Genomic DNA, 12,747 nt, shown 5'->3' on the forward strand with positions numbered 1-12,747 from the left:
ATCCACTTGTAGGTCGTGATTTATCGCGAAAACAGCGCGTAGATTAAACCTATTAGTAACTTCAAACCTCGGTGCATTTTGGGCTAAAGCCCAACCTACATCGCTCCAACAACTAAACACAGATCCACTTGTAGGTCGTGATTTATCACGAAAACAGCGCGTAGATTAAGCCTATTAGTAACCTCAAGCCTCGGTGCCTTTGGGCTAAAGCCCAACCTACATAGCCCCAACAACTAAACACAGATCCACTTGTAGGTCGTGATTTATCGCGAAAACAGCGCGTAGATTAAACCTATTAGTAACTTCAAACCTCGGTGCATTTTGGGCTAAAGCCCAACCTACATCGCTCCAACAACTAAACACAGATCCAATTGTAGGTCGTGATTTATCACGAAAACAGCGCGTAGATTAAACCTATTAGTAACTTCAAACCTCGGTGCATTTTGGGCTAAAGCCCAACCTACATCGCTCCAACAACTAAACACAGATCCAATTGTAGGGCGTGATTTATCGCGAAAGCAGCGCGTAGATTAAACCTATTAATAACTTCAAACCTCAGCGCCTTTTAAGCTAAAGCCCAACCTACATCAAGACTACACGTAAGCATCTAGCCAATTTTGATCACTACCTCAAATTCAAGGCATAAAAAAGCGCGGTATAAAACCACGCTCTTTATCACCAAACTCGCTAGCTTTATTCAAGCCTGCAGCTAGATAACTTAACTATTTCCAACTTCTCATTTTATGGCCTTTTAGGGCATAAAATAAAATGAAGATATAGCTTGGGATCATCACGATATAAGCACCTTGAGAACCAAGACCGGCTACGTTACCTAAGCCTATAAGTAATGGACCTAATGCACCACCCGCAATACCCATGATTAATAAACCAGACGCAGTACCCGTTAAACGGCCAAGCCCTGCAAGTGCCAACGGCCAAATTGCAGGCCAAACCATTGCATTAGCAAAACCGAGTAATGCGATACATAACAATGGATCAGGTAACTCAGGGCCACCAAATGGTACAAGTAATAAGTTAGCAATAATAAACGAATCGTTGCTGCCCATAACTACGGCAAGCACAGTCACAATACCGGCAATACCTGACATAACAAGTGCATTTTGCTGCGACATAAAACGTGGAATAAGTGCAATACCAATAGCATAACCAATTAACATACACGCCATAGTATACGAAGTCATAACAGAGTAATCAGCAATTCCTAAGTGTAGTGCATATGAACCAATAGTATCTGCTGCGATAACTTCAACGGCTACATATAAGGCAATACCAATAACGCCTAACGCTAGGTGTGGGTGGCTTAACGCTTCTTTTACTTCACCTTTGCCGTTACCTTCAGATTCTTCGAATACTAAATCTGGTAATGGTGCAAACTTAGCAAATAATGCAAATAGAAAGATTAAACCAGCAATACCGATATAAGGTAGGATCAAGCTATTCGCCATCGCATCTTTTTGTGCTTGTGATAACTGTTCACCGTCAGAAACGACGCCGCTTACGACTACGGCTGCAAAAAGTACCGGTACAATTACACCAGCAAACTTATTTAATAAGCCCATAATACATACACGTACTGCCGCAGATTTCTCAGAGCCCATTTTAACCACATACGGGTTGATCGCGGTTTGTAAAATAGTTTGGCCAACACCTATCATTAGCTGTGCAAATAAGAATATTTCGATCATTTGCATTTTAGCGGCAGGTATATACATTAGCGCCGAAGCAGCCATTATCGCACACCCTATCGCCATACCATTTTTATAGCCAACACGCTTTATAAGCATTGCAGATGGGATACCTGCGACTGTTACAGCAATATAAAACGATGAAATAATGAACGATGCTTGCAATGGTGATAACACTAGCATTTGTTGTAAAAACGGGGTTATTGCGCCATTCAACCAGGTTATACACCCTAGAATAAAGAACATTGACCCGGCCAATGTCATTGGCAGCCAAATACTATGTTTTGTGTTTGCGTCACACTCGACGGTTGCTTCCATAATTTTATCTCAACTGTTTATTTTAATTAATTATTTTAGTATTACACTGTAAAAGCTTTAAAAAACAAGGCATACAATACTAAAACCATTTTTATTACATAAAATTAATCATACACCAACAAAAATGACAGCGCTATCATTTTAGGCCAACCAAAAAACTAAAAAGCCGCACGATTAAAACTCGCACGGCTTTTTATTCACTCATCAAACATGTTAATTATAGCTCTAATGCTCGTCCTTTACGCAAACCATTAACTGATATTGCACGTACCTGCTGTGCTGATACTGGCTTGCTATCGGCTTTATACTTAAGCCACTGCCCATCACTGTTTTGGTACTCAATTGTAAGCCCTGGATAAGGAATAAATGCATCAACGTTATTATCAATGGCGCGTGCAGCAACACTTGGAATACGATAAAAGCGCCCTGCTTGTTCCAACTTAGCTAATTCTTTAAAGCCAACTAACGCTGCAAAACGTTGCCAATCAGCCTCTTTTTGCTGCTTTAATGCTGTTTTAAAGTGCCCTGTATTTTGATCGTACTTAACTCCCTGCGTCTTATATTCAAGTTCCCATGGTGCTTTATGCCAAGCACGTTCAGCTAACGCCAGCAGTCGAGGATAAAGCATATATTCCGCCTGACGGTCACTGCGCAATAACTCTGACCACAAATGCCCTTGTAAGCCATGAAATTCTTTAGTACGAATACTCTGGCGGTCATCAGCACTGTAGTTCTGTGATTTTACTGACTGCCAAATTTCAGCATGTGCAGGTAAATTATCAGGCATAAACCCAAATACTTTTTTGCTATCAATAGCGCGGCTTGCCCAGTGATTGCCCGGCTCCTGCGGATGTGACTGGTAAGGAAAATCAAAATAGGTCACGTCTGGGCTTGATAGCACCACATCCCAACCTTGGTTAGCATGACGGTGTGCAACTTGATGACCCTCTTCACTGAGCGTTGCCCATGCATTTGATTGCACGGTTTTGGGCATGTTCTTAAGTGCAACATCACTCATACCGTCACTCCAACCAGCTACTTTTAAGCCTTTCCCAGCCACTAGGCTACTCACTTTTTCAATAAAGTAGCCATTAAATGAATGTAACTCTGGTTGTTGTTGCTTAATTGCTTTGCAGCTTGGCGAATCAACCCATGCACCCGCGGTTTCATCAGCACCTATGTGGTAGGTTTTAAAAGGTACCCCCGCTTGCACATGCAGCGCGTTTACTTCATCAAGTACTTTATCTATAAATTGATAGGTTGAGTCTAAACACACATTGAGCGTGTTATCGTTATAGTGCTGAATAGAGTTGTAGTTAGTTTTATCAGCAGGCTCCACCAAACGATACTTGAGTGCCTGTGCGCTTTTTCCTTGTGCTGTTAAACGATTAAAACGCGCTTCCATCGCGATAATCGCAGCGCGTGAATGTCCTGGCATATCAAGGGATGGGATCACTTCAATAAAATGCGCTTGGGCATGTTTTAATATTTCAATGTAATCAGCTTGGTTGTAATAGCCATTCACCGCAGCCCCCTTATTAAGTCCCGCGCCTAGTTGCGGTAGTAAACACGCTTGCTCGGTTAAATCTAAACAGCGTGTTGCGCCTACTTCAGTTAACTCTGGCAAGTCTTTAATCGCTAATCGCCACCCTTCATCATCAGCTAAATGTAAGTGCAGTTTATTTAGCTTATAAGCAGCCATTTGCTCTATGGTGTTTAAAATAAATGCTTTTGAGCGAAAATTACGTGCAACATCAATATGCATGCCCCTAAATGAGTAGCGTGGTGCATCAGTAATTTTGAGCGCGGGTATGGTTAAATTCTCAAGGCTCACTAATCCAGCAATACTCTGTAGAGCATAAAACACGCCTGATAGGCTGCTTGCACTGATCGCTATTTGATCATGTTGCATACTAAGGGTATAGGCTTCAGGCACATTACCCGGCAGATCAAAGTTAATTGTGGTTGCAATACCTTGGCTGTGTTGCTTGATACCAAAGCTTGTTAGTCGCGTGAGCGCCGCGCTTAACTGCGCTTGATTGGTATCATCTAATTGTAAGTTTAGGCCTTGGCTTAAATCGACCACGTCCCCTGTTAATACAGTTAAATTAGCCGGTTTTGGTATCAAACTAAGCGGCGCTTTACTTAACGTAGGCTTTGTTTCATTTTGATATAAATACTCAGCCCCCATCCACACCGTGGCATCATCTTTACTCGTTTGTAATTGTTCAAGTGTTAAAAATGGGGCTAAATAAGGTTGCAACTCAAGCTTTGTATCAGGGTCTAAGGTGGTCTTAGTGCTATCAATAACCCGACTTTTTAAACCGCTACTTGCCAACATGTAGTTAGGCATAAACTCTGAGCGGGTAATTTGCGACTCTTGAGTATAAAACTCAATACTGATTGGCGTATTTGCTTTAAAGCCAGTAAACGCTGCTGTGGGCTTAATTTGGTGTAAATCACCATTAATATGAGTAATGCTAAATTGCGCTGAGTCAGTGCTGTAAATTGGCATTAACTGACTAAAATAAACAGACCAGCTATTACTTTTTACGTCGTAAGGAGCGCTCAATGTTAACCGTGATAAGTAGCACTGCGCTTGATGCGGTGCTGGGCACACATCAGGTTTTGCTGATAGTAGCTCATAATTTACCGATAACTGCTGTGCTAACGTATCTAGCTCAATTTGTGTTGGTGCTTTAGCCATTACTGTGGCCGAGCATGCCCCAGCCATAAATAATAAAAATTTACGCATAGTTGGCTCCTAGTGGCTGATCGCTGATAATTTCGTGCATGAACAAGGCGTGGCTGCCCAGTAATGGCGCGTTATCCCCTAGTTCACTGATACGAATATCTAACGACTGTAAAATAACCGGATTAACAAGCTTGGCTAGCTGGGTATGTAAACTCGGTAAAAAGAAAGCCGATGATTGAGCAACTGAGCCACCAAGTACAATAACATCAGGGTCAAACGCCAGAACTACGTGGCTTATTGCATTGGCTAAGTGCATGCCAAACTCATCAAATAACTGCAGCGCATGTGCATCACCATCAAGGGCATCTTGGTAAACTTGTTTGCCCGTTGTACCTTGATTAATAAAAAACTGCCCTGAGGTAAAATGCTCAATAATACCTTGCTGATAAGTAAAACTACCAAACTCGCCAGCGGCGGAATGCTTGCCAGTGTATAGCTGACCATTTAACACCAACCCTGCGCCAAGGCCCGTGCCTAAGCAAATTCCAATTAGATTCGTATCTGATTTAAAGTCACCTTGGGTAAATTCTCCCATAGCAAAACAATTGGCATCGTTATGAACAAGCACAGGTAATTTAAAGTGCGTGTTTAACAATTGCTTTAGGTGTACGTTTTTCCAATTAGGGATATTAACCGTTTCAATTACTTCGCCTGTTTTCATCACGACCATACTGGGCACGCCAATCACTATACCCATGCATGTTTGATCAATAACTTGACTGATAATACTGCATAAAAAATCGTTTGTTTGCTGCTTACTTGCAGCGCCATCCACGTCAAAATAACGTTTTTCAATTACACCATTAGCGGTTACTTTTGCTACTAGTGCTTTCGTGCCACCTAGGTCAACACATAATAAAGTTTGTGACATTACAGCCTCTTTTGTCATCAAGTTAAATTAGTTACTTTCAGCAAGTGTTGCTGTTTGTGAATTACGTTTAAACGTGTGATTAGCAATAAGAGGCTTAGCCCAGATACCCACACTTAAAATATAACCAAGTGGTATAAGTAACAGTAATAATGATAGTTGCAAGCTACCTGTCAGCTCGCTCATCGCTCCGACTATAGGCGATGCAAACGCACCACCCACAATCCCGGTGCATAGAATGCCTGATACCGTGCCATGCCCTTTTGCAACCGAGTTTAATGCCAACGAAAATATCACTGACCACATAATTGATAAGAAAAATCCAACCGCAGGAAACGCCCATAAAACCAACTCAGTTCCTGCAAATAATGCCGTTAGTAGACTTATCACCGCACCAACACTAAAAGCCAGTAAGACATGTTTAGCATCGAAGAATTTTAATAACACGATCCCAAGCAAACACCCTAACGTCAATGATAACCAAAATTGGCTCACCACTTGGGCTCCTTGTGTATTTGGATCAAGTTGGTGGTAGGTTTGTAAAAATACTGAAATTGAATTAGCCACGCCTTGCTCAAGAGCGACATAAGCCACGATGGCAAAAAAGAATTTGATCACGGTTGGATCTTTAAATAATTGCAGGCTTTGTTTGATACTGTTTTGTTGCGTACTCTGTGCTTGCGCCTTTTCTTTCATAGGAACAACACTGATAACCACCAGCATCACCACGCATAGCAGTGCAAATAATACGTACATACTTAGCCACGTCATATCTGCGGGCACTAATTGCAACAACCAGTTTTGACCCTGTGCGTGTGCATCAGCTTTAACAAGTGCGCTATACACCAGCGGTGATAACGTTGCCGCGCCACCAAACATCAACTGCGCCGCCACCGAAAACACAGCGAAATGTTTAGATCCACCACTTGCCCTTAGTAGCGGGTTAATGGCCACCTGCAACAACGCCATGGCAGTACCAATTAAAAATAACGCTAACATTGCCACTGCAAAAACAGGCATGCTAACAAATAGTACACTACCAAATAGTGCCAATGAGAATGCAATCAGCATCACCTTTTTCTCACCTAAGCTTTGCACTAATAAACCTGCTGGGATCGACATCACACCATAGGCAATAAAAAATGCAAATGAGAAAAAGCCAGCTAGGGTTAAACCAATATCGTAACTTTGGATCAAAGCCGGGAATATCGGCGCAAGTAAGTTCGTTATAAATGAAATAACAAAAAAAGTACTGAGTACCATTAATACTATCAAATAATTTTTTTTCATAATTGTGCTACCTGAAAGTCTACAAATAAAATAAAAAGAGTGGTGATTACAATCTGTTCGTGGGCATACAAACAAAATGATTCAAGGGAATAGTTAATCACCACTCTTAATTGGTTAAGTCTGCCACTTTAAAATAAACCATGCGGCACTGCTCTACGGCTTATTGGTACTTTTCAACCCACTTTAGCCTATGTGCTATATTGATTTTTCATCGTATGCAGTTGCTTTGCATGTGGTTCGCAGTGCTGATCACACAACTCATTTAAATATGCTTTTGCCGCATTATTTATTGCAGTGGATGCGGGCTCAAATACCTGCTGACAACGCTCACTTTTAAAATCCATACCACCGAGCAAGCAATACCAACTTGGCCTAAAATAAACCTGTTGTTGAGCATGCTTTGATAAGTAAACGTCAAAATCATCGCCATTAAGCCATGCGATTAATAATGATTTTAATGCGTTGGAACTATGCGTTAATTGCGTTGCAGCTAGCCAATAGCTGCTGTTGGTGCGCTGACTGGTTGCATAATGCGCCACCACATAATCTTTAATCCCGTACACTAATTGATGTAATTGCTGATTAACGTGCTCGGTCAATGCTAATGGTTGCTCGTTGTTTTGCAGCTTTACTAATGCTTGGCTAAATAATTTAATACTGTGCTGAGTCACCATCAAAGACGTCGCTTCAATAGGCTCAATAAAACTGTGCGCCAAACCAATCGCCATGACATTTTTTTGCCAAGCTGACTGCATACACCCCACTTTCATTTTTAAATGCCGAAAAGCGCTATTTTGTGCATCTATATTTAATTGATCTGCAAGTTCAGACTGGGCTTGTTCGCTAGTGATGTGTTTTGAGCTATACACATAGCCGTTACCAGTGCGACTGGTGAGGGGAATTTGCCAAGACCATCCAGCACTTAACGCTGTTGATTGGGTGGCACATGAAATAACGCCATCCGCAGTTACAGGAGTTGCTACAGCGACTGCGCTATCGTTAAGTAGCTCATTCGCAAATGAGTTAAAAGGGGTTTTTAGAGTTTGCTCAATTAATAATGCATTAAAGCCGCTAGCATCAATAAAAAAGTCACCGTTAACCTGTCGACCATCAATAAGCGTAATGCCGACAATATTGCCGCACTCACTTAACTGCGCTTGGCTAAATTCACCATCAATATGTTTAACGGCCTTTTCTTGCGCATAAGCTTTTAATACACCCGCCAATTTAGTGGCATCAAAATGATAGCCATAGGTTTGCTCTTTAAGCATTGGCGTATGCACTTTTGGGCTTAAATTGTGTTTTGCTATGTGGCCTGTTAAAAAGTAATCATCGGGTGCTTGCCAATCACCATTGCCGCGCCTTCTGGCATTGGCATTTACACAATATACCTCGGCCATTTTTTCATCCATTTGGCTATAAAACGGGTGAAAATAGCGGCGTTCATCACCATTCCAATTGTTAAAATAAATTCCGGCTTTGTAGCTTGCATCACACTGAGGCATCCACTGTTGTTCACTAACCCCCAATGTATCCATAAACGTTTTTAAGTGTGGTGTTGAACCTTCACCAACACCGATACTGCCAATTTTACTTGATTCAACAACCGTAATATCCAGCTTTGGATGCTGTTTAGATAAATACGCAGCGCACATCCATCCTGCGCTACCACCACCTAATATAACTAATTTATTTATGATTGCCATATACCCAAGCCACCTCAAGATGTAGTTTCAGTTGGAGTTAAAAGCGATTTAGGCAAGGCATTGATTGCAAATAATGGTTGTTCCCTTGTTAAAATCAATAACGCAGTATAAATCGCTTTTAAACCAACCCGTTGGGCGTTTCACAAGCGCTTACTCTCATCGTTGTTATTTCTTAAAAGGGACTGCCATTGTTGCAAAGTAACGCCTTGATATTAAACACCTGTGAAACGCTGAAGTCTGCATCTTGAGGTGGTTTGGGTGTAAATATAAAAGGCCGCCAAACGGCGGCCTATCCTTATTAAAATTTATAACTTACGCCAAGGTAATAACGTGAACCAAACTCGATGGTATTTTGCGTTAAAGCAAAGTTAGTATCGTATGATTGCACTACTTCGTTAGTTAAGTTTACGCCTTCCAGACTAACATCTAAGTTTTCCATCGCATGCCAAATAATAGAAGCATCAAGTTGCTGATAATCATCATTCTTAACCGCTTGCGCTGCACCAACACCAATCCATTCACTACGCCAGTTATAAGCTAAACGGGTACTTATTATGTCGTTCTCAAAGAAAAGTGATGCATTAAAGCTATTTTCAGACACCCCAGGCACCATTTCTTTAGAGCCACTTGGTGTAGTTGTTTCGCTGTCTACATAGGTGTAGTTGGTGACTACACCAAAACCATTATCAAAACTATGCTGTAGTTGTAACTCAAGACCATTTACAGAGCCTTCGCCATTACTACGTGGGCGAGTAACGCGGCATTTATCGTACAGATCCGCACTTGCACCACACCCATCAACAAACTCAACGCCTTCAGTTGAAAAGACAACGTTGTCAATTTGTTTGGTAAAAAACCCAGCGGAGGCCATTGATGCTTCAGTAAAGTAATATTCAATCCCGATATCAGCTTGGTTTGCTTCGTATGGTTTTAGATCTGGGTTACCGCCAGTCGCACTACCAAAGTTGGCGTTAATTGCTAAGCCTGGTTTTAAATCACTGTAGTTTGCTCGCGACATAACTTGCGATGCAGCAGCACGTAAAATAATCTCATCCGATAAGTCATAGGCAAAATTTACACTTGGTAGCAGGTTACTATAATCAACGGTCTTGTTATAAACGGCACCACCTGCATAACCTCTGGAGGTTTGCTCTGTTTCTACATAACGCAGGCCAACATTACCCCGATAGTTTTCGCCGCTAAAATCGGCTTTAGCGTAAATAGCGATAATATCTTCATCTACCGAGAACGTATTCCCTAGGTTGGCAACTTCTGTTAACTCGCCTGCCGCGTATTTACCACTAATAAAGTCCCACCACTTATTTGTATCAAGTGACGCATACGCATTTAATGTATGTCCAGCACTTTGAGAATGTAGCCCAGATAATACACCATCACTCCAATTTGCTAGATTACCATCAGGAACAAAACCGAGCACTTCATCTGGGTTACGATTAAAAGCTACACGTGAAAATTCGCTGCTATTAAATTTGATACCCGCTTTAATTGCGGTAAAGGTGTCACCATCGAGTTCAAATTTAAGGTCAGCCTGTGCGTAACTTACATTATGCTCTTGTACTGTGGTGTCAAAATTAGCCTCTTGTGCATGCTTAAACTTGCTTGCATCTGTAGCATCAAGGGATGTTAACCATACTTGATATGGGCCAGTAGCATCATAAGTAAAACCGCCATCTGTGCTGTTTTGGCCATTTGGAAATGCCGGATCGCCTATTTTACCGCCTTCATCTGAAGCTGGGATCCACCAAGATGATGCGCCAAATTGCGTGCCGCCGTCTGATGTAGATTTACCAATCACACCACTTACTTCAAAACCGTCACCTTGATACTTACCCGATAAATTAAGTACATCCGCTTTCATATTAACCGCATTGCGCACTACTGGGTTATAAATAATAGAGGCATACGCAGGTGTAATAGTTGCTCGTTCAGTACCGCCTAATCCATTATTAGTTACGTTGGTAGAGCCCGCACCACGCGCGCCAACTGTTAAAAAATTATGGTTTACATGCGGGTTATCAAATTCAAAGCGAAAATAATCAAGTACAAACTCCAGGTTATCAGTTGGCGCAAACTGTGCTGTTAATTGTGCGCTGGTACGTTCACGCTCTGATTTAAATGCCTGCGACCCTAAGCTCCATGCACCAACGGTTGAATCTTGCCCTGTTGCTTGATCTGCTGCAAAGTACTCGTAATATCCACCAATTGACTCAAGTACATGACGCCCAGAAGTTAATTGCTCATAAGAATACGCCGCTAAAATACCAAATTTTTCGTCATCATTTTTCCAGCTAGCCAGAACTGATGCGCCAGGATCTGTTTCATCATACAATGAACTTTGTGCCAGCTCAGCTGATACCATTAGCGTATTAGAATCTAAATCAAGCGGCTTACGTGTCGTTAAATTAACCGTACCACCGAGAGCGCCTTCTTCGATGTTTGCTTCAGGGGTTTTATACACTGCAACACCCGATACTTGCTCGGCTGATAACAGCTCCATATTAAAAGTACGAGTGGCTGGGCCTAAGTCGTACCATGAGGTACTTGCAACAGTTTGCCCATTTAACAGTACTCTTGATTGCTCTGGTGCAGTACCTCGAATAGTCACACCATTTACTTCACCGTATTGGCGGTCAACCGTGACACCCGAGATACGTTGCAGCGCATCACCAATGTTTTTATCCGGAAATTTACCGATATCCTCTGCGGTGATCGCATCAACTACACCATCGGCAAAACGTTTAGTGTTCATTGATGCTTCAAGTGAGCGGCGAATGCCACGCACTTCAATGGTTTCAATGTCACTTTCTGCTTGTGTTTCATTTGCTGCAAATGTCATCGGGGTGATATATAACGCTGAGATACATATCGCCAATGTTGACAATTTTAATGGTGCCTTGTTGTTTGTGCTTTTCATTCCTAGTCCCTCTATTTATTGTTTTTGATAGCGAAACTAGACTACCGTGCACAACACGTACTAAGAGGTACCATTCTCACCAGTTATGATACTTTTCGATCGGATAATTTGTAGGAATGTTGAAAAATCGAGCTAAAAAACCATAAATCACACAACATAACGATAGGTTAATACTAATTATGAATAGATAAGTATCACACCTAAGAGTATAAATTGTTCAAATAGAAGCGAGAATAATAACCCTAGGAATTAAGTCATGCGGGCAATGTGTGAAAAGGTCATCCCAAGCAACAACTCATCATGGCGATATTGTAAGTACAGCTTAGATTACATCCCTTTTAACTGGCACTACCATCCTGAATTTGAGATCTGTTTAACGCTCAATAGCCAAGGCGTTTGCCATATTGGTGATTATATTGCACCGTATGATGATCTTGATTTAGTCATTTTAGGCCCTGATTTACCGCATACTTGGCAATCATCCCCCAACTCAGATAACAGTGTGCAAATTGTGCATGTAGCGCAAATACCAAAAAAATGGCTTAGCCAACATGTCAGTAACCACCCTGAATTAGCTGTTTTAGAAGCGCTATTGATTGCATCACAACGAGGGCTTAAATTTTCAAGACAAACAGCGGTCATTGCCAAGCAATACTTTGAAAAAATTGAAGCCAGCGAACCTTTTGAACAATATTTAGGGTTGCTTGCATTATTAAGGGAAATGAGCAAAGAGCACTGCGCAAGAATGTTATCGAGTTCAACCTTTAGCGTGTCAACGCACACCCATCAAGCGCACGATAAATTTGATAAAGTAATAGATTATATTTACCGACATTATACTGAAACATTGTGCGCCGAGCAGTTGGCTATTATGGCGCATATGAGCACCAACCACTTTCATCGTTTTTTTAAAAAACGCATGGAACGCACATTAACAGAGTTTATTAACCAATTGAGAATTGGTCATGCGTGTAAAGAATTAATTAACACTAACAGGTCAATCACCGCCATTAGCGACCAATGTGGATTTAAAAATATTTCAAACTTTAATCGGCGTTTTTTAATGTTAAAAGGAGCAACACCGAGTGAATACAGAAAACGCCTAAGGCAAAAGTCACTCGTATAAAGCCACTAACCTTGCCCTCAAAAGCCTTACTCTCGCAAACTAC

Annotated in this window: 7 protein-coding genes; 1 reads left to right on the forward strand and 6 read right to left on the reverse strand. The window is 41.5% G+C overall.

All coding sequences use genetic code 11. From position 1 onward, the window contains the following. Nucleotides 1-722: 722 nt before the first annotated feature. The 6 genes from HH219_RS01560 to HH219_RS01585 form a co-directional block, all read right to left on the reverse strand. On the reverse strand, nucleotides 723-2,024 hold the full coding sequence (locus HH219_RS01560; RefSeq protein WP_169326441.1) for an MFS transporter: 1,302 nt from the start codon (nucleotides 2,022-2,024) through the stop codon (nucleotides 723-725). A gap of 217 nt (nucleotides 2,025-2,241) precedes the next feature. Beyond that, complete coding sequence (locus tag HH219_RS01565) at nucleotides 2,242-4,779, reverse strand: family 20 glycosylhydrolase (protein WP_169326442.1); 2,538 nt, start codon at nucleotides 4,777-4,779, stop codon at nucleotides 2,242-2,244. Continuing rightward, entirely contained in the window at nucleotides 4,772-5,650 is an 879-nt protein-coding gene (locus tag HH219_RS01570; protein ID WP_064435275.1) for an ROK family protein, read from the reverse strand. Before HH219_RS01570 ends, HH219_RS01565 begins: the two co-directional genes overlap by 8 nt. Before the next feature lie 27 nt (nucleotides 5,651-5,677). After that, nucleotides 5,678-6,937, reverse strand: coding sequence for an MFS transporter (locus HH219_RS01575; protein WP_169326443.1), 1,260 nt, complete (start codon nucleotides 6,935-6,937; stop codon nucleotides 5,678-5,680). 188 nt (nucleotides 6,938-7,125) lie between these two features. Continuing rightward, a complete protein-coding gene (locus HH219_RS01580; RefSeq protein WP_169326444.1) occupies nucleotides 7,126-8,643 on the reverse strand; it encodes a tryptophan halogenase family protein in 1,518 nt (505 codons plus the stop codon). A gap of 298 nt (nucleotides 8,644-8,941) precedes the next feature. Beyond that, nucleotides 8,942-11,578 (reverse strand): TonB-dependent receptor, encoded by a 2,637-nt coding sequence (locus tag HH219_RS01585; protein ID WP_054205589.1) that lies wholly within the window; start codon nucleotides 11,576-11,578, stop codon nucleotides 8,942-8,944. A gap of 256 nt (nucleotides 11,579-11,834) precedes the next feature. Between HH219_RS01585 and HH219_RS01590 the strand changes: the two genes are divergently transcribed. Next, on the forward strand, nucleotides 11,835-12,704 hold the full coding sequence (locus tag HH219_RS01590; protein ID WP_169326445.1) for an AraC family transcriptional regulator: 870 nt from the start codon (nucleotides 11,835-11,837) through the stop codon (nucleotides 12,702-12,704). Nucleotides 12,705-12,747 lie beyond the last annotated feature (43 nt).

Origin of the sequence: Pseudoalteromonas sp. NEC-BIFX-2020_015 (genome assembly GCF_012952265.1) — a bacterium.
In the GTDB taxonomy this organism is placed as follows: Bacteria; Pseudomonadota; Gammaproteobacteria; order Enterobacterales; family Alteromonadaceae; genus Pseudoalteromonas; species Pseudoalteromonas neustonica.